Annotated in this window: 18 protein-coding genes; 7 read left to right on the forward strand and 11 right to left on the reverse strand. The window is 39.2% G+C overall.

Annotated features, from left to right (window positions below):
- Positions 1-871 precede the first annotated feature (871 nt).
- Positions 872-2,959 carry a disaggregatase related repeat-containing protein gene (locus ACPK8D_RS09250; RefSeq protein ID WP_424717565.1) on the forward strand — a complete coding sequence of 696 codons (2,088 nt, stop codon included), beginning with the start codon at positions 872-874 and terminating at the stop codon, positions 2,957-2,959.
- Between the two features lie 85 nt (positions 2,960-3,044).
- Complete coding sequence (locus ACPK8D_RS09255; RefSeq protein WP_424717566.1) at positions 3,045-3,593, forward strand: metal-dependent hydrolase; 549 nt, start codon at positions 3,045-3,047, stop codon at positions 3,591-3,593.
- Between the two features lie 126 nt (positions 3,594-3,719).
- Here ACPK8D_RS09255 and ACPK8D_RS09260 read toward each other — a convergent pair whose 3' ends face one another.
- On the reverse strand, positions 3,720-5,321 hold the full coding sequence (locus ACPK8D_RS09260; protein WP_424717567.1) for a glycosyltransferase family 2 protein: 1,602 nt from the start codon (positions 5,319-5,321) through the stop codon (positions 3,720-3,722).
- Between the two features lie 1,545 nt (positions 5,322-6,866).
- Between ACPK8D_RS09260 and ACPK8D_RS09265 the strand changes: the two genes are divergently transcribed.
- The 3 genes from ACPK8D_RS09265 to ACPK8D_RS09275 all read left to right on the forward strand — a co-directional run bounded on the left by ACPK8D_RS09265 (position 6,867) and on the right by ACPK8D_RS09275 (position 11,533).
- The gene (locus tag ACPK8D_RS09265; RefSeq protein ID WP_424717568.1) at positions 6,867-7,895 is read left to right on the forward strand and encodes a polysaccharide deacetylase family protein; all 1,029 of its coding nucleotides are present in this window, start codon (positions 6,867-6,869) and stop codon (positions 7,893-7,895) included.
- Between the two features lie 427 nt (positions 7,896-8,322).
- Positions 8,323-9,987, forward strand: coding sequence for a hypothetical protein (locus tag ACPK8D_RS09270; RefSeq protein WP_424717569.1), 1,665 nt, complete (start codon positions 8,323-8,325; stop codon positions 9,985-9,987).
- An 85-nt stretch (positions 9,988-10,072) separates the two neighbouring features.
- A complete protein-coding gene (locus tag ACPK8D_RS09275; protein WP_424717570.1) occupies positions 10,073-11,533 on the forward strand; it encodes a lipopolysaccharide biosynthesis protein in 1,461 nt (486 codons plus the stop codon).
- 184 nt (positions 11,534-11,717) lie between these two features.
- On the opposite strand, the gene ACPK8D_RS09280 is transcribed toward ACPK8D_RS09275, so the two are convergent.
- From ACPK8D_RS09280 to ACPK8D_RS09305, 6 genes are all read right to left on the reverse strand, one after another.
- A complete protein-coding gene (locus ACPK8D_RS09280) occupies positions 11,718-12,725 on the reverse strand; it encodes a GNAT family N-acetyltransferase (protein ID WP_424717571.1) in 1,008 nt (335 codons plus the stop codon).
- A gap of 76 nt (positions 12,726-12,801) precedes the next feature.
- Positions 12,802-14,016 carry a glycosyltransferase family 4 protein gene (locus ACPK8D_RS09285; RefSeq protein WP_424717584.1) on the reverse strand — a complete coding sequence of 405 codons (1,215 nt, stop codon included), beginning with the start codon at positions 14,014-14,016 and terminating at the stop codon, positions 12,802-12,804.
- A gap of 51 nt (positions 14,017-14,067) precedes the next feature.
- Positions 14,068-14,994: a glycosyltransferase gene (locus tag ACPK8D_RS09290; protein WP_424717572.1), complete on the reverse strand. Its 927-nt coding sequence runs from the start codon at positions 14,992-14,994 to the stop codon at positions 14,068-14,070.
- Positions 14,984-16,033, reverse strand: a complete 1,050-nt coding sequence (locus tag ACPK8D_RS09295) for a polysaccharide deacetylase family protein (protein ID WP_424717573.1) — start codon at positions 16,031-16,033, stop codon at positions 14,984-14,986. Before ACPK8D_RS09295 ends, ACPK8D_RS09290 begins: the two co-directional genes overlap by 11 nt.
- Positions 16,017-17,090 carry a DUF354 domain-containing protein gene (locus ACPK8D_RS09300; RefSeq protein ID WP_424717574.1) on the reverse strand — a complete coding sequence of 358 codons (1,074 nt, stop codon included), beginning with the start codon at positions 17,088-17,090 and terminating at the stop codon, positions 16,017-16,019. Before ACPK8D_RS09300 ends, ACPK8D_RS09295 begins: the two co-directional genes overlap by 17 nt.
- A gap of 601 nt (positions 17,091-17,691) precedes the next feature.
- On the reverse strand, positions 17,692-17,952 hold the full coding sequence (locus ACPK8D_RS09305; RefSeq protein ID WP_424717575.1) for a hypothetical protein: 261 nt from the start codon (positions 17,950-17,952) through the stop codon (positions 17,692-17,694).
- Between the two features lie 250 nt (positions 17,953-18,202).
- On the opposite strand from ACPK8D_RS09305, the gene ACPK8D_RS09310 reads away from it, so the two are divergent.
- A complete protein-coding gene (locus ACPK8D_RS09310) occupies positions 18,203-19,486 on the forward strand; it encodes a nucleotide sugar dehydrogenase (RefSeq protein ID WP_424717576.1) in 1,284 nt (427 codons plus the stop codon).
- Between the two features lie 208 nt (positions 19,487-19,694).
- On the opposite strand, the gene galU is transcribed toward ACPK8D_RS09310, so the two are convergent.
- Positions 19,695-20,582 (reverse strand): UTP--glucose-1-phosphate uridylyltransferase GalU, encoded by an 888-nt coding sequence (gene galU / locus ACPK8D_RS09315; RefSeq protein ID WP_424717577.1) that lies wholly within the window; start codon positions 20,580-20,582, stop codon positions 19,695-19,697.
- Positions 20,583-20,784: 202 nt separating this feature from the next.
- On the opposite strand from galU, the gene ACPK8D_RS09320 reads away from it, so the two are divergent.
- Positions 20,785-21,735: an NAD-dependent epimerase/dehydratase family protein gene (locus ACPK8D_RS09320; RefSeq protein WP_424717578.1), complete on the forward strand. Its 951-nt coding sequence runs from the start codon at positions 20,785-20,787 to the stop codon at positions 21,733-21,735.
- Positions 21,736-21,943: 208 nt separating this feature from the next.
- Here the strand turns inward: ACPK8D_RS09320 and ACPK8D_RS09325 are convergent, their stop codons facing one another.
- The 3 genes from ACPK8D_RS09325 to ACPK8D_RS09335 form a co-directional block, all read right to left on the reverse strand.
- Positions 21,944-22,531 carry a serine O-acetyltransferase gene (locus ACPK8D_RS09325; protein WP_424717579.1) on the reverse strand — a complete coding sequence of 196 codons (588 nt, stop codon included), beginning with the start codon at positions 22,529-22,531 and terminating at the stop codon, positions 21,944-21,946.
- 197 nt (positions 22,532-22,728) lie between these two features.
- Entirely contained in the window at positions 22,729-24,183 is a 1,455-nt protein-coding gene (locus tag ACPK8D_RS09330; protein ID WP_424717580.1) for a flippase, read from the reverse strand.
- 750 nt (positions 24,184-24,933) lie between these two features.
- Positions 24,934-25,119: disaggregatase related repeat-containing protein (locus ACPK8D_RS09335; protein WP_424717581.1), on the reverse strand; the 186-nt coding region annotated here is incomplete at its 5' end.

Consider the following 25,119-nt stretch of genomic DNA (forward strand, 5'->3'; position numbering starts at 1 on the left):
ACCTAGGATTTTCGTAATTTTTTCCTAACGCAAATTTGTCTGCTTTGATGTAAAATTCGTAATCTGCTTTTGATCTGATAATAGATATACCCCTTCACTCACTTTTTCAGATTTCAGAGACTTTTGAGATCCTAAAATCCGGTAAGTTTACACTCCCATACTCCTGAAATGCAGTCAAGTGCTAATTGATAGCCAGGTTTCATACTTGAAAAACAATATGTTTCAGGAATCTAAAACAAATGGACTTCATATACTTCATTACAATTATAATAAGGATTTATATAAGGTCTAGAGAAAGAATATTCCTTACAAATAGTACATATTACTGAGCAATTTTACTTCGAGCCTTGAGGTTAAAAGTCTACAGGCGAAATTATTAAGTTATAATTAATTAGAAATGGGACGAGGTCAAACACGTCTATATCCAGGTATTGATTTGCGGCAGCCAGGAACCCGCAATTGATAAGATTGCTTATATATACTGTGGGTGATCTCTAGTAGCTTTTATAATTTTTGGACAAAACTGCAACCTGGAGAAAATTGTTTTCAATGGTTTCATCGATAAAGTCCCCACCTGTTATAAACTGTTATGGTAAAAAACGAAGAAAATATCATATCCTTAAATATGGCATAAGAAGTTAAAAAGATTGAATCAAATCTGAAATTTACTTGTTTACTAATAAAAAGATCCGGAATTCCCAAGAATGCACTTAACAAAATTTTAAATTTAAAGTATTCTTTTCAAATTTAGTCTTGAAATTCGAGCAGCGGAAAGAATGAAAATATTTTCGAGTGGGATTTATGTGCAGTCTTAAACAGATAACTTTTTTTAATCTTAAAGAATTATAGTTTAATGTATTGGGGATTTAAAATGAGTGGAAAAAGGCAAATATATAAATGGGGAGATAGAAAAAAATTATTACTTCTTAGCATAGTTTTTATTTCTCTAATCGCAAGCGTGACCCTCACCCTATCAACGCCGTCTGGTACAATAGTTTATGTTGCTACCAATGGAAGTGGAGACTTTAACTGTGATGGGAGTGACGACCAGGTAGAGATAAACGAAGCTCTTGCATATGTTGCGGAAAATCCAAAATTCACAACCGTTCATCTGGATGGGCCCAATACATACGTCATTTCGAACAGTATTTTTATAGGGAGTGATACCGTCCTCGAGGGAGATTCCACTGCTGTGATCAAACTTGAGGATAAAGCAGGCTGGCCGGAAGGAAAGCCTATAATTACACAAATGGACAGTGCAGGAAATCATGACATTATCATAAAAGGATTTGAAATTGACGGAAATCATGACAATAACGATGAAAAAAGCAGGGGAAAGGGATATCACAACCTGATCCATTTCCTGAATTGCGAGAATATAAAGGTTCACGACATATACATGCACGACAGCCACGGGGATGGGCTTAAAGTCGTAAAATGTTCAGGTATTCAATTTTACGATAACCAGGTTTATAAGTTAGGACATGATGCCCTCTATGCTATCTATTCTTCAAATGTAGAAGCCTGGAATAATAAAATAACATGCAGAACAAATAGCGGTTTGAGGATTTACAATACAAATAACGTAAAATTCTATAACAATATCATTAACTCCGAAGGGGAAGGAGGGGCAGGGATCGAAATCCAGAAAATTGGCCCATCAACTGTAATGAATGATATTGAAATCTGCAATAATCTGCTGTATGAGACGAATGCGGCAGGTATCTGGATAACAGGTTATGGATCAGGGTATTCCAAAGACTCTGCAAAAGATATTTACATCCATCATAATAAATTTTATAAAACCGGTATTAACCCAGGCGCGGACTGGGCGGGGGGTATAGTACTCAATGGTTTCCAAAATACCTTGATAGAAAATAATAAATTCGACGGATGCTATGGTGCTGCCATTGCTCACAAACAGGTTACTGACGAATTTTCGGCTCCAGGCTCAGGATATATAACTATCGTGAAAAATAACATAATAGTTAATACAGAGTCCAGTCCTACGGCTGGAGAAGGATATGCTGTATACAATAAGCTGAAAAACACTCATTCCTTCATCCTGGAAAACAATTGCCTTTCCAGCAATGCCGGCGGAAATTATCTGGGTGCAAATTCTACCTCAGATGTCGAAGCTGATTCGGAACTTATGGCGAAGTTGAGCAAAAATGAGTCTTTAGGAGAGGATTTCCCCTGGAGTGAAGCTGCGTCTGCGGGGCCGCTGATACCTTATGAGATAGATGAAAGTGGAGTCCAAACTCAGAAGGAAGAAGGTTTGGTTCAAAGCCTTAAAAGGGCTTTTTCAGAATTTTTAAGATGGCTGGAAAGGTTTTTGTTAAGCCTTTCGATGCAGTCTGGTGGAGTAGAAAATTTTAAAATTGCTTTACCTTTCATTATTTCAGACAACAGATTGAGACAAGAAGCTCCCAATATAACTCTCAGTGAAAACGGATATATCGACGTTGGAAAAAGGTCCGATGGAGGCATTTACAGGGATGTTATAATCTTTGAGTTGAGTTCATTCAATCAGACTGACCGGATCGAAGAAGCAACTCTTTCTTTATTCTGGTATTACCCGGAGAATCAAATGAGATCGAAGGATACTGTACTGGAAGTGTATAGACCTGTGAAATGGTGCGAAGAACATGTTACGTGGCAACAAAGCGAATCCAATATTCCCTGGAAAAACTCCGGAGGAGACTGGTATGACAGAAACGGTGACTTCCAGGGCAACACCCCATATGCCACAATGACTGTCAATGGAAATGAGACTCCTGACAATCGCTACTATGAACTGGATGTAACAGAACTTATTCAGGAATATATAAGCGGAAAGTACGAAAACACAGGCTTCCTTATAAAGGCCCGTGAAGAAAACGAAAACTATATCGCTTTTTACAGTTCCAACTGGCAAAATAAAAATCAGAGACCAAAACTCACCATAGAGTATACCTGAATATCTAAAAAAATAATTTAAATATAATTTGATTTTATAAAGAGGAGGGAATATTAGATATAAACGGAAAGCCCTTTAATTTTCGATGCTATTCTTTGGACATCTAGGGATTACGCTGGGATTATTCTTAGGGTTTGGAATTCTTATACCCCGATTGAGGGTTCTAATAGACCCAAGATATCTTGCCATTGGAGCCCTCCTGCCTGATTTAATAGACAAACCTGTTGGAAGAATTATCTTTGCTTCCATGCTTGCAAACGGACGTATTATAGGTCATACATTATTATTTACTCTTTTTTTTGCCCTGATAGGGGTATACCTCTACGAAAAAAATAAAGATTATAGAGGCTTTGCTCTTGCTTCAGGTTCCTTTCTTCATCTTCTGGAGGATCAAATGTGGACGCAGCCTCTAACTCTCTTCTGGCCTCTCTTCGGATTGAGTTTTCCCAGAGATTCAACGGACTATACCGGACTAGAATATTTACTAAGAATGTTTGAAAAGTCCTTTGAACCTGAATTCTCACAAACTTTCATCGCTGAAATCCTGGGGATCGGGATAATAACGATTTTTGCTGCAAACTGGATAAAAACGCGACTGAGTAAAAAGAATTTTGATGGAATAAAAGGGCAATGAAATCGATGAAAATAAAAGGATAGTGGAAGGAAAATGGAATAAAAGGGTAATAGGAGAAAGAAATGGAATGAAAGAGGAGAATAAGTAGATTAAAACAAAAAATCCGGAAGAGGAATCTTCCGGCTCTTAACGAGCAAGCCCTACCCTTTCATTCCTTTTCTTCTCGACCTGCATATCGAAAAGCATTCCGAAAAGAAGCATCTGAAGCCCCGTACCCAATACGAGGAAACCAAGCAGAGGGTAGTAGGAAGGGAGAGGGTTTTGCAATAATATTTGCAGAAAGCCCCATAATCCTAAAAGAACACCCACAGGCAAGGCGAGCATTCCAAGGAAATAGAATAACACGAGCGGATGGAAGTCCAGAACCGTGTACTTGACCCTTAGTCTCCAGAGAAAACCCCTGAAGATCATGGGAGCTACTTTGCGAATAAACTTGCTGTATCGAATCTTCGATTTTTCTTTACCATAACGAGCGGGCATTACCACATCCAGTACTCTCATTCCAAAGGCATTAAGCTTGATCAACAGATCGTTACAATAACCATAATAAGGATATACCGAGTCCAGATCAATAACCTCCAGGGCCTGCCTGGAAATAGCTGTATATCCATTCTGAGGGTCCATAACCTGCCAGTAACCACTGCCTATTTTTGTGATAAAGCTGAGAAGCAGGTTTCCAAAAGATCTCCATTTGCTCATTCCGGTCATAAAATCGTCAGTAAGTAGTCTGTTCCCTTTTGTATAATCAGCCCTCCCCTCAATGATCGGGAATATCAACCTGGGAAGCTGGACTGGATCCATTTGATTATCTCCGGCCATGACCGCAACGATATCCATCTCGTCTTTCAGGGCAAGTTTATATCCGTCAATTATTCCTGCGCCTACTCCTTTATTCACTTCATGGCGCAGGTATACGATCCTGGAATCTCCGAATTTCTTTACAATCTCACCTGTGCGATCTTTACTACCATCGTCGATTACGTAAATTCGATCCACATATTCAGGTATCCCTCTTAGAGTCTCGCCTATAAGCAATTCCTCGTTAAAAGCAGGCACGACAACTCCTATACGGGTGCTCTCAAGTTTCCTGAATATAGGATCCACATCAAAACTCAGGTAGTTGACCTTGAGCCCTTCGGTTTTTGCCGCGGAAAGCAAGGATTTTAAAGATAGGTGCTCTCTGCCTGAACTGATTCTCTGCAGCGAATCTGCGGTTATTGCAAGAAAACCTATTTTTTCCCTAAAGGTGCTTTTTCCGTTAAAGAGCATTACTGTTTCCTGCTCACATGAGATACGGCAGGGCCATGAACCCACAGATAGGTCAAACCCCTGTCTTAAAGGCTCAAGGACATGGGAGAGCAGATCTATATCCTGCATGCATTCCGGATAGATAAGGACCACAAGTTCCGAATCAAGAGAAGCCTTGTAAAGGATATTGAGTAGTGACTCCTCCCCACCTGAGACAGGAACAACTCGTGCCCCTCCCAGAGCAGCTACTTCCATAGTTCGATCAGTGGAACCTTCGTCTAGAACAAGTACACGGTCAGCGTAACTTGCCGCAATCAAGACTTTGCTTCCAATGGAAGTTTCCTCATTCTGAGCTGGAATTAAGACCGTAAATTCATGCCTGAGCAACCTATCGGTAAGTTGAGATGGCGAAGATACTATGCTAATAGGATCAGAGATTAGAGAATTAAGACCAAGTGTAAGGGCTGAAAACAAACCCAATCCACCCCCCTATACATATGCATGTGCTATAACCCCCTTTATGTGTATAAGTGCAAAAATATTAAAGGCTATCATTCTAAAAATTATTAGACTAAGATATATTTAAGGTTAACACATGACCAGGATAGTTCAATAAAAATATTAATAAGGAAAAAATATCCTTACAAAAGATCTCTGTAAATTAAATAAAGGAACTGAATTAACTGACTGAGGCCAACCTATGCCTTTATGTGAAAAAACAGAGAAAAAACAGATCTGATTTTTTAGGGATTTAAACGCAGGATAACTGATGGTCACTGTGGTTGTTTGCGCAACTTATTTAATCATAAGCACACGAGCCATTTTAATAAAGAAAACTTATTTCTATGCAAGCCTTAGCTCGCGATTTTCTTGAAAACCGGGTACTGAAGAAATAATTAACTCAGAAAAGAAATAGAAGAGTAACCCGAACAGAAAAGACTAAAACTTACCATAAGCGAAGCAGATGCCGAATAAACATTCGTTATTGGAAAGGTTAATATTACAGTTTATCAGGCATCTCATGCCGCATCTGCAAGCTATAAATTCTCGATCCCGAGCAAGCCGGGACTTAACGAACGGCTTTCCAGAGCGCACTACCATAGATGCCAGTAATGCCCTGACTGATGATAGATAAATGAAAAATAATGCCATAGGAGAGCTCAGGTAACGAAAAGCGTGCCTTTAGGAGGGCTTTTGTTTTAAAAGAGCTCGTAAAGGATAGGAATAGACGAAATACAGGCTTAAATAAAATAAATATAAGTCGAGAAATATTGAGCAGCTTTTATAATTAATCGACAAAAAAAGTAAAATATTATAATTGTGATGAAATACTGATAAAAGAATTTTAATCCAACGCTAAAACTTATATCCTAATAATATTTATTCATTTAAGGGAAAACATTATAAAATGATGGGGACTGCGAAGCCTCGACTTATAAAAGAGGCTCCGAAATTTTCTGGCTATCCTATTGCCATTATGTTAAATCCGGGGACTGATGGAATGGTTGCGGTTTTCTTACTTATGAATCCCTACCGTAAAGAAAAATGCACCTGTTGGCTTCAATTAATAAACAGTTAAGGCAAATCCTCAGAAAATAGTAAAAACATAGATTATCTTTGCTGAGAACTGCACAGGTGTATTAAAACGATATTTCTTATTCAGGAAATTGCCAGAAAGTGGAAGAAGAAACCGTGCTGAAAGAAAGCCTGGGGAACAAAAGAATTGAAGGTAGAGTTAGTTATGAGAGAAATAAGTCCCGCTTTTTGCGATCAAAAACATCACGCATAAGTGGGCTTCAGAATACCACGATAGCCTGGCAGAATAAGAGAAATTGAAATTCTTGAGGTAGCAATCTGAGAGATATAACATAACCTAAGAAAATTATATTTGGGATTTCAATGGGGATAAGATTGATACAACAAACTCATCGAGATAAGCTCCTTATAGAGAAAAATAAAGAAGCCAAAGTTAACCAAATATTTAATAAAGTTGAAGATCCAACAAGTAAGAGTGAAGGGGATACTTTGATTAAAAAAATGGAAGAAGATGAAGAGCTGTGGGAGCTGTTTACAAAAAAAGAAGAGTACGACCCTATCCTTTTAGATAAATATGGAAGATTTTCATACTACCTGAGCAGTCAAAGAAATATTTTTGAGCCACAGGTCTCGAACTTTCTAATTAAAAATGGGTTAAGTCCCGAATATCCTGAAGGAAGAAAATTTGCTGTATGCCTGACTCATGACATTGATTTTGTGTGTCCCGGGATGCTGAATACTGCGGCCAGAACCGTAAAAGCTCTCAAAAGAGGTCAGTTTGCACAGGCCTCGATCCTTCCATTTTCAAGAATAAACAAAACATGGAACCCTTTGTGGAATTTCAGACAAATCATGAAACTGGAAGAAAATTACGGAGCAAAATCCACTTTTTATTTCCTGACCCTTGATCCCGGCAATGAAGATTTTACCTTCAGCATTGAAGAGCTGGAAGGGGAACTTGGCCATATTTCGGACGACGGATGGGAGGTTGGGCTTCATGGAGGACATGAGGCTTATAATAACCCGCTGGAAATCAGAAGCAAAAAACAAAAACTAGAAAAAGTACTCCGCAAGGAGGTTATGGGCTACAGAAATCATTACCTGCGGTTTAGAACTCCAAAAACCTGGGAGTTCCTCGCAGATGCGGGTTTCAGTTACGATTCAACTTTCGGATATCATGATTGTGCGGGTTTCAGGAACGGAATGTGTCATCCCTTCAGGCCATATAACCTTAACACAAGAAAGGAAATCGATATCCTTGAAATTCCGCTAAGTATCATGGATACCACTCTTTTCAGCCAGATGCATCTTGACTTCAATCAGGCATGGAAGCTTACGAAAAAACTCATTGATACGGTTGAAAGCTACAGAGGTGTGCTTACTGTCCTCTGGCATAATACGTATATGCAGGGGGATTATCTGGAGTTTTACAAGAAAATTCTGCAGTACTGTACTCAAAAAGACGCCTGGTCAGCATCAGGAGCCGAGATATACAGATGGTGGAAGAAAAACTACTGAATATCGAGACAGACTTAGAGTAAAAGAGGTAGAGACTGGAAAGAGAAACAAGCTGTAAGAGAGTCTTCTTGACCTACAGGCAAAACATATTTTAGCCTGTAAGGATTAGTTATAAAAGATTATTGTTTAAAAAATTGTTGTTTTGTGGGGCTGTATGGAAACTGCAAAAGGATACGCTGAGAGGTTCACAAAAAGTCTTGATGTGATTCTCAGCGTCATGGGGTTCGGTTTAGGATTATTAATTATTTCTTTATACTATATCATTAATCTAAACCAGAAGGATATTGGAATTGCCATTCTCTCTTCCTGTTTAATCTACTTTCTCTTTAGAAATAAATTCAGAAGTGAGGCCGCAATATCTTCCCGAGAAGACAGATTAAAAAGTATACTGGGGATTTTATTCTATCTTATCTTTCTAACATGCATTTTGATATACAGCATGAATCTGTACTACAGGCCTATATCTTATTTCATATTGATATGTGTCCTTGCAGCCCTTATAGCCTCCCAAATTCTTTATATTAGAGAGGGAGACGGGGTAGCCTCTTTATTAATGCAAATATTCCTGCTATCAATTCTCATAAGAGTCGGGATTTTTTACAATTTCCCGAGTCTGATGGGCTACGATGCTTATTTCCATGCCGGTATGGCGCGGGTTATTACTGATACGGGATTTGTTGCTCCGATTGAAACAAGCAGCAAATACTTCTATTACCCGCTTGCTCATATTTTTGTTTCAGTCACTCAGATAATGGGAGAAACAGACATTAAAGATGCAATGTTTTATTCCATAGGGTTTGCCAGTGTTTTCAGTACTGTAGCCATTTACCTTATAGGAAAGAAAATTGAAGGCCCTCAGATGGGTTTGCTGGCGACTTTACTAATAAACCTGAATAATCATAACATTGTTGCAGGCATTGCAAATATAACTCCTGGTTCTCTTGTTCTCTGCTATTTTATACTCATTATATACGCGATCTTTAGCGAGAAACAGAGTTTGAGATACACGGGATTTATCCTGCTAGTTACTATTCTAATGGTTCTGACTCACCAGTTGACCACTTTTGTAGTTTTTCTTTCTTTGGTCTCAATTTATGCAGGTAGATACCTGCACAACCATGTGTATAAGAGTCTACCCATCAAAACAAGCAGTTTTAATTATATCCTCTTTTTTATTATTAGTCTACAAACATACTGGATGTTCACGTTTGTCAACCCGAACACCTCGTTTCTTGAAATGGTTCTCAGTCCTCTTATGGATGTACTTCAGGTAGGAGCAAGTTATTCAAGCGATGAACTTATTGTAGGTTCCGGAAATAATCAGGAAACGCTGGAAGTGCTCTTACTTCACATAAGCTACCTTGCTCTGCCTTTTTTTGCAATAGGAGGAGTATTAGCCTGGTTTTCTCGCGAAGACGTCAAAAAAGTCAATAAATTCTCTATTGCTCTGGTGGTTGTAATTCTGTATAGTCTTGCTTATGGAATTCCTTTACTCGGAATGAGAAATTTCCTGACAAGCCGATGGTTCCCACTGATATCAGTGTTTCTGGTATTTGTAGCCGCCTCATATATGCTAAAACTGGTGAGTCTCTTTAACTCAAAAAAAGCAAAAGTCTCTGCGATCTTCATAATTATTCTACTGTTTTCGTTTGTAATGGTTACAACACCAGGCATAAATAAAGACAACCCACTTGTGGCAAAGGACACGACCGTCAGAAACCAGTTCAAAGAAGTTGAAATCGAAGCAATTAAAACAGTAACTGCGAAACACTCCGGAAACATCCTGATGGATTCTCCATATGACAGTTGTCTTTTTTACAGGGATAGAGAATATGATTCCAGTAACGCAACATATTTTAACATTCAACATATACAGACTGGAGAGATTGATGGCAATCCTATGGTTTTGCTAAGGAAATCGACTGTGAAAGAACCTGTCTCTATTAATGATCCTGAACGCTATGGAGTTAATTTTATCCAGAAGCTTCCAGAGGAATTCTTCAACAGATTTGAAACATATGATTACGCCCGGGTATATGATAACGAAGAGGTATTTGCTTACTTAAAGGAAGAAAAACCGGCCAGAAATTAAGAGTCCAGAATAATCTCTGTTACTGACCGTGGAATGAAAAAAGAACCCACATATCTGGGATTTATATTCTAAAGTTGGAAATGATATGTCAAACTTTATCTCTAATGTGCTAAAACTTGTATCAGGAAGTGTTACTTCACAGATTCTGGGTATACTTCTTGTACCTCTAATCACCAGAATTTACAGCCCTGACGATTTAGGAGTTTTTCAGCTTTTTGTTTCAGTATCAGGCATACTGGTAATTTTCTCTACTTTTTCATACCAGTTTGCTATCATGTTACCAAAGACCGAAGAGGATTCCGCAAACGTAGTTTTCCTTTGTTCGATATTAGTTACTCTTATATCTTTACTCACAGCTGTAGCAGTGATGATTTTTCCACAGGGTATTGAGGACATCCTTAATGCTCCAGGAATTTCAAAATATTTAATTTATCTTCCTGTAATAGTATTCTTTAACGGCCTTTTTTTCGTGCAGAACTACTGGCTTTCAAGAAAAGTGCGTTTTGGAATTATAGCAGGGTCCAGAATTTTAAACACATTGTCAACCAAAATATTTCAGTTAGCCGCCCCTATCTGGAGTGTTTCTCCTTTAGGCCTGATAGCAGGATATACAGTTGGATATGGGTTTGCAGACCTTTTCATGCTTAAGGGTGCAAAAGAAGATTTAAGGGTCTTCAGAAAAGTTTCAGTAAAAAAGATCAAAGAGGTGGCCATTCAGTACAAAAGCTTCCCCTTATTTAGTTCCTGGTCTACACTCGCAAACACGATTTCCCCGCAGGTGCCTACTTTTTTGCTTGCATACTTTTACAGCACAAGCGTTGTCGGATATTTTTCACTTGCGAATCAGGTAGTAAATATGCCCATGGGACTTATAGGGACAGCCATACAACAGGTTTTCTTTCAGAGAATCAGTGAGGTGAAAAACGGGAATGAGAATGGAGATATGAAAATCATTGTTGGAGAAGTTTACAAAAAGCTAATTCTAATAGGAATATTCCCGATGATACTCCTGCTGATCCTGGGAGAAGAAATATTTACATTTGCTTTTGGAGAGGGCTGGCATGTATCAGGCATATATGTAAAAATTCTTGTTCCCTGGATATTCCTTGTCTTTCTCTCCTCGCCTATCTCAACTCTCTACAGCGTCTTTGAGAAACAGAAGGTCTGGCTTACCTTCAGCATGATTCTTCTGGTCTCCAGGGTCGTGGCACTGGCTATAGGGGGGATGTATGGAAGTCCTGAGTTTGCCCTTGGCCTGTTCAGCTTTACAGGAGTTATATTCTGGCTCTGGAACAATGCATATCTGCTTAACCTTGCAGGGATTAATAAGATGGAAAGCGTAGAAATCCTTATTAAGTATGCAGCAATCGGAATCGCCGTTTCGATCCCATTAATCCTGCTCGAAATACTCTCTGCAAACTTTTACATTATCCTCCTTGCAGCAGTCATCATAACTCCTATTTATTATGGTCTAACCCTTCGTGACGATCCTACATTCAGGAAGATATTTTCGGCTTTTCTAGTGAGTGTAAGAAACAAGACCTGAATAGGAAATTAAACTTTTTCAGGAAAATAACTTGACGGAAAGCTGATCTCTCTTAAGGTATTCCTCTTACGGAGAAAAAGTAGAGTTTCAGTCAGGAAAAATATAGGAAACCCCGATTAAAAACATAAAATTAATTTAAGGGTTTTCCCGATTTTTATATTTATTAAGAAAATTTCGCTTTCTGTCAGTAAGTTTCCTTCTGAGTCATTTTGTACAGGGTTTTCGCGATTGAATATTTTTTGCTCTCCAGAGTCACACTATAATAAGGAATCAACTCAGGAGAAAAGCCCATAATAAAATCCGCAAACCTGGGAATGTTTGCTGCCATTACGTTCATGTATTCGAAGTTTCGGGACTTCAGGTCAAGAAATTCATTATAATACAGAAGAGCATTGGGACCCAGACGGCCAAAATCCGGGTTCAGGGCTGAGGTCCAGGTTACAGCGCATTTCTTTCCGTACAGGTTCAAGTGAGCTGCAACAGCTTCACCCTCAGGAGTCTCTGAGACAAACATGTAACCAATATCTTTTTCCTGAATCAGCTTAAACACTCTTTCGAAGAACTCTCTAGGCAGGGGAGGTGCTAAATTCTGTTTTTCGTAAACCATCGAAAGCAGATGGTAATATGTTTCAGGATCATTCCACGCCCTGGTTTTAAGACCAGCCTCATCTGCAGTTTTAAGTTCCCTTCGGATCTTTCTTGAAAGGTTGTTGTCCACATTTTCTTTCAAACTCAGATAATGGGTATAATGTACCGTGGAATTCCATCCGTACCAAGTAAATGGTCTTACATCCTCAAAACCTGGAGAGAACGTCAGATGAATACTGTCAAACCCCTGCTTGCATAGGAATTCTCTGAGAGGACTAAGAATTTCGTGAGTTTCCTGTACCCGTTTACTTGCCTTGGAGCTGGCGCCTTCTTTTATAAGAGGCCCACTGTAACTGGTCATATCACAGGTCGATGTCGCTATTTTTAAGATTCCCTTAACGTTTTTAACAAAAATAGGGCATCCTCCCACAAGCTCGCCTTTTCTGAAACAACCGTAGATTTTAAGATCCTTTGACAGGACATCCCTGCAAATTCCAAGCCACTCACTGGTATGAAAGAGTGTACCAGGTTGAGCTTTTTCTACAAGTAAATCCCATTCTTTGTATTCGGATGGCGCTAATTCTCTAACCTCAATTTCGTCCATTTTAAGCCCCGTGCAAATAGATAACTATTCTTATCCATGATGAGTTATAGGAAAACATAAGATTAATTTCGAACCTTCAGTTCTCGGCCTCGAGTCCTGATTTACAGACTTCGTTAACCTTTTTCGCAACGCTGTACCAGCTGTAATTTTCAGTAACATAACTTAAACCTTTTGAGCCCAGTTTCGTCCTCAAATCCGGATTTTCAAGCAGCTTTAAGATGCCTTCTGCAAGAGCGTCCGGGTTTTCGGGAAGGACAGGAATTCCTCCTTCGGAAGCCTCAAGTACATCGGAGACGCCGCTGATGTCACTTGCAACTACAGGTTTTCCACAAGCCATGTACTCATATAGTTTCAAAGGAGACAGTCCTATTTTTGCGTTTCTGGCAAATATAAAGGGAGCGGTACAGGTATCGCTTGCATTAATGTAAAGAGGCACACGATCGTAGGCAATCACACCCGTAAAAATGAACCTATCCTCAACTCCGAGTTCCCTGCAGAGCTTGAGAAGGTAATTTTTCATGACCCCATCTCCGACGATCAGGAAGCGGCATTCCGGAGACCTAGAAAGTATAGACGGAGCTGCCTTTACCAGATATTCAACCCCTTGCCAGGGAGCGAGATTGCCCACAAAACATACATAGGGAATTTCCAGATCCAGACCAAGCTCCTTTCTGCAGGTTTCCTGTCCCAGTGGCTTGAATAGGGAAGTGTTTGCCCCATTGGAAACTACGACTATTTTTTCTCCGGGGATATTATAGACATTCTCAAGATTTGATTTTATCCCTGGAGTCACAGCAATAATTCGGTCCGAAAACCCGAGAGCTTTTTTGAGAATAAACAGTTTGAGCCTGGCGTGTGCAGAGAAATATCGGTTTGAAAAACTACTTTTTCTGCCTGACTGCGAAAATTTACCCACTTCTTGTTTTGTCCTGAAAAGGTTCTTTTCGTCTTCCGGAATTCCGTTTAATTCATAAACCATTTTTTTGCATCTCGTTTTACAGAATAGTCCGGCAAGAAAGCCAAAATTGGGATTGCGGGTATACAGCACATCAAAGGTCTCGGAACCCAGAAGGTTTATAGAACTGCTAAAATAATTGACAGTAAGTGAAAGGAGGTTTCCAGGCGGAACATAATGGTTGTGAACATTCGCCATATTCGAAAGAGAGCTCCTGCCAGCACTAAATATATGAATTTCATTGTCAAGTCTGGCAAGATTGCTCACAAGCTCGTATCTATGGATAAGAGAGCCATCAGCAAGAGAAAGGGGCCTTACCATATCCAGAAAAAGCATCTTCAAATTATCACCTGTAAGTAAACTGCTTTTTCGAAAAGCTGCTAATACTCACTGCTTTCCCTCCCGTACATCTCTTGAATTCTGGCTAAACATCCCCGAGATCCGGGAAAATAGTCCTGCAAGCCCTTGATTCCTGTAATAAGCCCTTATTTCAGGGTCATCGATTTTTTTCTCCCTTCTGATTGCCGAACCAAAATAGCCCCAGCAGTAAGCAGCACCTGTATAATAAGGGGATTTCACAGAGAAATAAAGCACGTTTGCGAGAGCAATGAAAGGGTTTTTGCCAAGATAGTAAGCCATCCAGCCATTTTTAATATATCCACGCCAGAGTCCATTTGCTGCGCTCGTTTTACGTTTCTGGACCTGGATGACATCAGCATATTGTATGAGCCTCCAGCCTCGCATGAAAGCCTTTATATTGGAAATCGAATCTGGAGAAGGCTCAACCTGGTAGCCGCCAGTCTCAAGGAAGCACTCTTTCCTCCAGACTCTTCCTGTGCCACGAGGAAGGTCTTTGATAGTCACTTCCCGGGAAAGTTTTCCGTCAGTCTCATAATATATTCCGCCACTTACAATTCCAATAGAATTATCCTTTTCAAACTCGACCAGAAGTTTTCCAAAATAGTTCTCTTCTAGAACCGTATCGGCATCAAGAAGGCCTATATACTCGAATTCGATATTATTTTCCCTGCAGTACTCAAGCGCATAGTCAAAGCCCTGTTTGCAGACATAACTGTAGTGAAAAGTAATGTCTCTTGGCCTTGGAGGTAATCTTATGCTCTGGATCCAGGAACATTCTGCCTGCAGGTCTTCGAGAATATGTGGAGTCCCATCCGTACTCCCATCATCGACTATAATCCATAACTCAGGTTTTAATTTCTGTCCTACTACGGACTTCGAGACCTCGGGCAGGTTTTGTTCTTCATTCTTTGCAGGTGTAACCAACAGATACTTTCCTTTTAAGTCAGGCCCCATCTTCCCACCACCTGTAAATTTCCTCGCCGCTTGTCATCCAGGCCCCTCTTTCGGAGCAGTACTGAAGTACCTTCTCATACAGCCTCACCCAATCTTTTCGGAAATTGCAACCGAAAACAAAATTGTGCCACAGCAGGGTAATAACACCGTTGAGGCTTGCTGTAGTATCAATCAGATTTTTTGTGCGCTCCCAGGCTTCCTCAAAAGATTTTGAAGTCGCAAAAAGTGCAACATCCATTACGACAAGCGGAATTTCAAGGATATCGATTTCTTCTCCTGTGTTAAGGTTATATGGCCTGAAGGGATGACACATTCCGTTCCTGAAGCCAACCGAGTATCTGTGTCCGAAGGTGGAATCATAGCTGAAACCCGAATCTGCGAGGAACTCCCATGAGTCAGGAGTTTTGAACCTGAGGTAATGATTACGGAAACCTGTGATTTTTTTACCCAGAATCGCCTCAAGCCTTTCTTTTTCTTTTTTTATTTTTTCTGGAATGTCATATGAATAGTAACCTCCGTGAAGACCTACTTCCCATCCTCTATCTGAAACTTCTCCCAGGTGATGTTCTATGTCCTCTATATTATACCTGAACCTTATTGGATCGGCTTCTGCAGTAATGAAATAAAAAGATGACTTTGCTCCAAAACTGGCTTCAATGTCCATAATTTTAGAAAAATTAAGGTAAGGGGAGTAATCCGTCCCTCTCAGCTTCCACAATAACTGAGCTACAGAATCCTTGAAATTCAACTGTTTAAGGCAGTAAGCTGATGACAATAAGCTATGGGAAAGAGGTGGGTAAATATCGTCTACATCATGAGTCAGACAAACGGCAAATGATTTATTTTCAGGAAATTCGACCTGCATCCCATGTTCCATAAGATACCTGGAGACCTCAGGCTCAGAAGCATTTCGGAGATCTTTTTCAGAGAAAACAAAACGCTGGTGCTCATCCAGCTTCTCGGGAGAATATTCTTCTTTTCGGGTGAAAAGATCCCATATATCCTGGTTTTTCATCAGTAATTCATGCATAAGACTCATCCGAAGCTGAAGATAAAGGAAATCCGGATTTTTTTACAGGAAGGTTTTCTATGAGCTTGACCATGAACTCGGTCACATCGATTTTATCCCTGAGAAGAGCAGCCCTTTTCAGACTCCAGGCTTTCTTAAGTTCAGGATCTTTGAGAAGTTCTATGGTTTTTGCCAGGGCATATTCCGAATCACTGTAGTTAAAAAGCAAACCATACTTCTTCTCTAGTTCGGAAAAGTTCCCCATAGTTCCCGCAAGAGTAGAAATATAGATTGAAGGAGTCCCAAGGATTGCACTTTCAACAGCCATAGTTGCCCCTTCACCGACATAAAGAGTGGCGTAATAGAGCAGGTGATGGATTTTTTCGGGGGAGACCCGAATTCTATACCTTTCAAACTCCTTTGCCAGTGGCCCTTCTGAGGTTATGAACACTTTACCGAATCTTTCGACTTCCTGGACAAGTGCTACTTTATCTTTGATTCCATGTTGGCCAACATCATGATGCGCGCCCCATGAAATGAAGCGAAGGATTGTAAAAGGTTCACCTTCTTCTACCCCGAGGTCTTTCAGAACCTCAGGACGGGGAGTAAAATAAGATGGGTGAAGGTAAGCCAGTTCATGATAACCACTATACCTTATCTGTTTTCGCCCTTCATTTTTTAGATAGCATGAAGGAGTACAGATTATATCACAGAAGGGATAGGTTAGCTTCTGGGCCAGTACTGCATGTTCAGTGTCGTTAAAAATTATGGATTTTTTCCGCTGTATCCAGGCTATCTGAGCTACAGCTGGAGAAAGGATCCCTATAATAATGTCAGGGTCAAATTGCTGGGTAATTTTAAAAGTTTTGAACTCTCTTATGAACCATTCTTTAAGCAAATTGCTCTTTCCTGGTTTTACTTTGCTCAAAACCGTATGCGGAATTCCGTAGGCGTTCAAGAGCTCTATTACTACATCCTTATCCCGCGAGACTACCATTACTTGATGTCCTTTTTTCTCAAGACTCCAGATAGTGTTTTTAAAAAAATGGACATGGGCTGGATGCCCTATATCGACAAGAACTCTCACTTTTTCACTCCCCAATTAATATTTCCTATAACTATAGTGTACTAAGAGAGGTAAACAGTCTGGCTGAACGAAGGGTCCTCCCAGACTGAGGGTTAGAAAACTAACTTCAAACCCAATTTGACAGCGTATGAGACAAACTAACATTAACAAATCAGGAAATTTTCCTGCATTTTCCTGCCTTTGCTTAGACAAAAATATGCAGTCTAACCCTGGTTTCTAACTTAACCCTGATTTCGAACGGTTCTGTAAGATAGACTTCTCATACCTCATTCTACCTTAACAGATAGTTACTATTCTGGTCCAGCGGCCGGAGCGTCCCCCATAATAATGCCCTCACGAAGCTTAATTTTTTACTTCAGATACGGTCACTAACAAACAATATTACGATTAGAAGATAAATAACTCAAGAATAAATAATTATGGAAACTAAGTTACTGAGCTAACATACATAAAAATTTAAATACGTTGAATTCTGGACGTTTTTATCTTCAGGAATAAAAAAATAAGCACAATTGACCCTCTGATATTTTGATCGGAAAACAAACATATAGAGAAAAGAAAAAGAATTTATAAATAAAGAAATTTATAAACTTGAAGAAGACTACCGTGTAAAAATTATTTCCAAGCCTGCAAAGAGAAAGCTAGCAATAAAGCATATGATCAGAGGATAAATTCCCATATCCATTGAATCTAAAGAAAACTGATCTTCTTCTCTAGAGGTCAGTAGCATTTCCTTCATACCCAGAAGAGCAATTAGACCAACGACCGTCATCTGATAATATTCAGGGATTCCAAAGTCCGTCGAGAGAAAACAGATGCCTAAATCTGGAAGAGAACTCTCCGCAGCAAATTCTGTACCCATGCCAAATATTGAAAGCAGTATAAATCCCCCAAAATCTCTGTAAAGGAATTGTCAGAACATATACTAAACCCTAACTATACAGGGTATAAACACTTAAACTATTTAAATATATGAAGATGGAGAGGAGGATTAACTATATAAAACAGAATAAATTGATGATCTCCAGAGTAAACTTAAAAGATTGCCTATCAAAAAATAAATAAGAATTGGAATAGATTACCTCTCCATTCTCAATAAAGAGGTTAAATTTATGAAAATTTCCGTTATAGGTTCAGGGTACGTGGGTTCGGTCACAGCCGCATGTTTTGCAGAAGTCGGACATGAAGTAGTCTGTGTGGATATTGATAAGAAAAAAATGGATCAGATAAATGAAGGCATTCCCCCCATCTATGAAGAGGGACTTGGAGAACTTTTGCAAAAGCATGCTGGAAAAAATCTCACTGCAACTACTGACTATGAATCTGCAATCAGGAAAACGGATATTTCCTTTATCTGTGTAGGAACTCCCTCAGCAGAAGATGGAGCCATAGATCTTTCAATCGTCCGTGCGGCGACAGCAAGCATTGGGGCAGTTCTGGCAGAGAAAGAGGGATACCATGTAGTCGTTGTTAAAAGCACAGTTGTGCCTGAAACAACTGAAAAGTTTGTCCTTCCTGTCCTTGAAGAAACTTCAGGAAAGGTAGCCGGAAAAGACTTCGGAGTTGCAATGAATCCAGAATTCCTCAGGGAAGGGAAAGCAGTCTACGACTTCATGAATCCTGATAAAATCGTTGTTGGAGCAATTGACCAGAAATCAGGAGATCTTGTCTCGGAACTTTACCGGAACTTTAAATGTGAAGTCACCCGCACGAATACATCCACAGCAGAAATGATCAAATATGCAAATAATTCCCTTCTCGCAACTAAAATATCTTTTGCCAACGAGATAGGGAATATTTGTAAAAAGTTAAAAATCGATACATATGAGGTTATGGAGGCAGTAGGTAAAGATTCCAGGATATCCCCGAGGTTTTTGAACTCAGGAGCAGGATTTGGAGGATCCTGTTTCCCAAAAGATGTAAAGGCGCTCATAGGAAAGGCAAAAGAAATCGGATATTCTCCAGTGCTTCTGGAGTCCGTAATTGGGGTAAATGAAAGACAGCCAGTTCTGATGATTGAAATACTCCAGAGGAAAATAGGAAATCTTGAGGGCAAAAAGGTTGCAGTCCTTGGGCTTGCCTTTAAGAACGAAACGGATGATATAAGGGAGTCCAGAGCTATCTCTGTTATTGCTGAACTCCTCAGGCTTGGAGCAAAGGTTTCAGCCTACGACCCTATGGCAACCGAAAATATGAAGCGGATCTTTCCGATGATTGAATACTTCGGGAAAGCTAAAGATGCTCTTGAGGGGGCTGACGCCTGCCTTGTAATGACAGAATGGGAGGAATTCAAGCAGCTTGATTCCGAATTTGAAGCCATGAAAGAAAAGATAGTAATAGACGGAAGGCGGGTAATTAAAACGAAAAATATAGATTATGAAGGACTCTGCTGGTAAAAACCGGCAGAGAAATTATTTAACTTTTTTATTCAACATTATATAGTTAGGACTTACGCACTTGAAATACAAAACAAAGCATAATAGACACTGTAGTTTGATCATGCTTTAGACTGTTAATGGTTTCTTGCTATTGGTTTTTCATTCAACTGCGTAAGTCCTATATAGTTTAACTTTGCTGGTCTCTAACTGCCTTATTTGTGTGACCTTATTTATCTGAGGAACCGTTTTCCGCTGCTACGATATTTCTCAAGTACTCAAGTATATCTTCTCTGAGGCTTTCATTTTTAAGGGCAAAGTCCACTATCGACTTTACATATCCAAGCCTGTCACCGGTATCGAACCTTTTTCCTTTGAACCTGCAAGCGTAAATTGTTTGAATGCTGTTCAGGAGTCGGATTCCGTCAGTCAGCTGGATTTCGTTTCCCACACCGGTTCCGGCATCTTTTATGCAGTCAAAGATTTCAGGGGTGAAAACGTAGCGGCCTATGGCCCCCATATTGGAGGGAGCATTTTCAGGTGATGGTTTTTCAACAATATCCTCAAGTATATAGAGAAAATCATTAAGAGGTTTTCCTTTTATAATTCCATAACTGCTCAGTTTTTCATAAGGAACTTCTTCTACTGCGAGTGTGGACCTTCCATATTTCTCGAAATTCTCAATGAGCTGGGCCGTGCAGGGTTTGTCATTCACAATAATATCATCCCCGAGAAGCACGGCGAAAGGCTCATCTCCAATATGGTTTTCTGCCCTGAGGACTGCGTCTCCAAGCCCGTTGGGTTCTTTCTGGCGGATATAGTGAATATCCACAAGGGAGGAAACATCCCTTACAAGCTTGAGAAGTTCAGTATTGTGCTTTTTCGCAAGGTGCATCTCGAGTTCAGGAGAATCATCGAAATAGTCCTCAATTGCCCGTTTGCCCCTGCCTGTAATAATGATAATATCCTCAATTCCCGAGGCAATGGCTTCCTCTACAACGTACTGGATCACAGGTGTGTCAATAATAGGAAGCATCTCTTTTGGCATTGACTTAGTAGCAGGCAGGAAACGAGTCCCAAGGCCTGCCGCCGGAATAAGCGCTTTTTTAACAGTCAAAATAAACTCTCCGGTAAAAAGGGGTTCTGTAAAAAGGTTATTCTTACAGTTGGATTAAAGTACTTTTTCAGCCATAACGTCTTTATTTTTCCGTCATTATTTACCCAGTCTCATATAGAGAATGAGGTAAAATAAAGTTCTGATTACTTCAAGATATCGTAAAGTGTTAATATGGAAAGAAAGATTATCTGGAGAGTTTTTCATGCATGCAAAGAATAAAATACTTGTGACAGGTGGAGCCGGCTTTATAGGGAGCCACCTGGTAGACCGTTTCATAGAAAAAGGAAGCAGAGTTACTGTTTTTGACAACCTGAGTTCAGGAAAAACGGAATTTATAGAGCGTCATCTTGAAAACCCGGACGTTACTCTGATAAAAGGAGATCTTCTTAATCAGGAAGCAATCGAGAAAGCATGTAAAAACATTGACATTGTTTGCCACGTGGCTGCAAATCCTGATGTCAGGCTAGGAGCTTCGGATACCAGAGTTCACCTGGATCAGAATATTCTGGCAACCTACAATCTTCTGGAAGCTATGAGAAGAAACAATATTAAAGAGATTGCATTTACTTCCACCTCCACAGTGTACGGGGAAGCGAATGTTATGCCTACTCCTGAAGATTACGGCCCTCTTATTCCGATATCTCTTTACGGTGCCTCCAAACTGGCCTGTGAAGCTCTTATTACATCTTACTCTCATACCTTCGATATGCAGGCTTGGATATTTCGCTTTGCAAATATAGTTGGCCCACGCAGTACACATGGAATTACGGTCGACTTCATTAAAAAGCTACAGAAAAATCCCAATGTGCTGGAAATCCTGGGCGATGGCAAACAGGAAAAATCTTACCTTCATGTATCGGAATGTGTTGATGCAATATTGTTTTTAATAGAGAACAGCGAAGAAAAGGTAAATATCTTCAACATTGGCTCCGAGGATACCATCAGTGCTACAGAGATAGGAAAGGCTGTTATAGAAGAGATGGAGCTTTCTAATGTTGAATTTATCTATACCGGAGGAAGCAGGGGCTGGAAGGGCGATGTGCCAAGGATGAGGTTAGGAATTGAAAAAATGAAGAGTATGGGATGGAAACCGGTCTATACATCGGAGAAAAGCGTGAGGGAAACGGCGAGAGCATTACTTGGGAAAGACTAATTAGAAGATTTTGTGGAATCTATTTCCCAGTTTATTCTATCTTTCACCGATATTAAGAAATTACGGCTCTCGTTTCAAAAGCTTCTAAATCCTGCCCTGTCAAGAGATTGTAATTACGAAAATTGCAAGGATGAAAATACATCTGGCTGAAATTCAGACTTTTGATATTTTCTCTCATTCATTTACAGATCAAAGGATCATTAGTTTTTTAGGACTTATTTAAGATTTCTGTTGCTCTTGCAACCAATTTTTCAGAGCCTTTATCGTTTATTTTCTTAGCCGGAGCCCCTGCGATCCTTATATTCGGTTCTGTAAACGACTTCGTTACAACTGAATTAGCTCCTATAACTATTCCATCTGCAATTTCTATATCTCCAAAGATTTTTGCCCCAGGCCCAATGTAAACATTATTCCCTATTTTCGGCGTCACATCTTCATATCCGGCCTTAGTTCCGATAACAGTGCATACGTGTATCCTGCAGTTCGCACCTATTCTTGCGTGTCCGTTGACAACAATCGTACCTGGATGACTTATAGACAACCCCGGACCAAAAACATTTGGCTTAATATGAAAACCAAGGAATAAACTTAATAGATGAAATTTTAGATAGAGGTAATAATAGTAAGGGCGGTAGAACCTGGAATTTTTGCAATTTTTATAGTACTCAACTTTTCTTAATAGTCTCTGAAATACCCATACCTCATCAAAGAATAACATCGGTTTTTTCCTTTTTTTGCCTAAAGCTATCCTATCTGCTTCTAAATAGTATTTATAGTCCTGTTTCGACTTTATCATAGAATATTCCCAAGTTATAGAATTTTGATTTCTGTCAGTTTTCTAGTTAATGCCGAGTTACACTGGCTAATACTTAATTATAGGAACAAATTGCCTACTGGTTAATACCTTATTATAGGAACGAATGCCTAATAGTGCTGCTATTTTTTAAAGTTATCTTATTTTTTAAATGGATTATCATAAAGTGTTTTCTATAATTAGAGTCTTGGACGGGTATACCTTTTTACAGCAGAAAGTTCGCATTTGCTGAAACCTCCGATTATAAACATTACGAAGATATAGACAAATGCTCCCATTGCTGCTACTCCAAAAAGTTCATAGATGTTTGAAATAACGAAGCAAGAGACAAACAGGTACATCGCGAAAGAGGAGAAAATACTTTTTGCGATGTCATAATAATAATAATCAAACATAAAATGTTTCATTGATATGTAGATACAGAGTACAATCATTAAAAAATAAGAAATTAGGGTCGAGAGTGCAGCTCCGATAATGCCAATGGAAGGTATAAGCAAAAAGTTGAGCAGTACATTTGAAATTGCAGCAATAATATTGATGTAAGTCGCAGATTTCGTTTCTTTTACAAGAAACATTATATTGACAAAAATTTGAAAAATTCCTGCCAAAAGACCTGAAAGCGCAATAATTGGGATTACAAGCCAGCCTGAAAGGAAGTCTTGAGTCGTAAAAATTCCGAGAAGAGGCTTTGCAAAGGCAGAAAGGCCAAAGACAGCCGGAATGGTAACAAGAAGGAAATACCTCAATGAATGAGATAAATAGATCCTTACCTGATCAATTTTGTTTTCATCAAACAATTTTGAAAGTTCAGGAAGAAGAATAAGTTGAAGAGGACTTGCAAAAAGCTGGATAAGATTCCCTATAGAATAGGCTGCCGAATATACACCCACACTCCCAAGACCAAGAAAATAGGTTATCAGGTATCTATCACTTGATTCTGTAACCCATCTAACAAGAGCGCTGGGAGTTAAAGGAAGGGAAAATTGAAGGTACTCCTTTATATGAGTAAATCTAGGAATGAAAAATCCTATTTGCGATACGATTATAACAAGAGAAATTAACAGGATGAAGCTCTGTACAATTAGGGTTGCGAGTATCACACCTAAAAGTCCGTATCCCATTTCTAGAAGAATAAGAATAAAAAATAACTTTCCAAAAGTTTCAAAGAGAGTAAAATAAGAGAATTTTTTAATCTGCCTGAAGACTCTGAAATAAAAAAGAGATATTGATTCGATTACACTCAGGAGAATTAAGGCGGAACCTGCCTGGATAAAATAAGTTGCTTCAGGGTCCTTAAAACCGAAGTTTGCGAGAGGTTCTGCAAATATATAGAGTAATAAAGAAGCCACAAAGCCGGAGATTGTTACAAAGAAGAGAATAGAATATACGGCTTCTTTTATTATTTTTTTTTCGGTTTCAGAAGATAAAAACCTGACAAAACCCATAGAAAGACCCATAAGTGCGAGGGAAGAAACGAGAGATACTGTAATATTGATCTGCGCCCATAGGCCATAATCATATGTTCCAAGAGTTTTTGTAATAATCGGAAGCAGAAAAAAAGTGCCCAGGCTAGTAAGTACCTGAACTGTTCCAATAAAACCAACATCTCTTGCAAACTTTTGATATGACACCATATCACCTTAAAAAGAATTCCGTTTTTAACAATTTTGATTGAAGAATTTATGAAAATAACTTTACGAGAGTTTCTCTCGCAACTTGACCCAACTCACTATCCAGAACTCATATTTAAATCCTTTCAAACGCTTGTCATCCTGCTGAAATTTTAGTCTCTCAGTAGAGGTTTTATTGATAAACATCGTATAACAAATTTATTTCATACAAAATACCTTTAATTTTGAATTAAGAAGTTCGAAGACATGATATTTATATTCAGTGTTAACTTTAATTTTATTTCTACAACGTTCTTTTCAACAAAACCAGGCTCCAACTAACCCCACTAAAAGATTTCTACAAAAGATAAAAGCCTTTGTGTTTGGATAAATTTTTATAGAAGTTTGATACGCGTCTAAATGCTAGCTTTTAAAAACAGATAGATAAAATAAAGAGAACCCAGGGCATGGAAACGTAAAGTACTGGTAAAGTAAAAAAAGAGTTGGAAATGTTTCATTAAGTAGGCAAAAGCGTAGAACGTGCCCTGATCTAAAGATAAATTTTAAAAGGACTAACGAGCCCCGAATTCAAAAAAGATTAGCCCGAAAAAGAAATTATAAAAATAAGATTTCCTGCTTAAAAAGATTTTGCTTATTGGAAATCTTAGAATTTGTGTACTTCTACCTGTAAAATGGAGACGTCCAAAACATCCGGCACTCAGAGCCCTCTTCTCAGACCGGAGGTAATGGAAATCTCATTTGAGAATACAAACCTTAGCTGTATACCAGATTCAGTTTTGGAATCTGGTTAACGTTTCCGCAATCCACACTATAGAAAGCAATATAGTTATCATTTTCATCGCGGGCTTTTATCAGGAAACCCGTGTTTGCATATCTGCCGCTGACATACTCTTTTACGAGGTCAGTTACATTAAGCTCACAGTACCTGTTATCTGGCAA

Origin of the sequence: Methanosarcina sp., from assembly GCF_049706645.1 — an archaeon.
Classification (GTDB): Archaea; Halobacteriota; Methanosarcinia; order Methanosarcinales; family Methanosarcinaceae; genus Methanosarcina.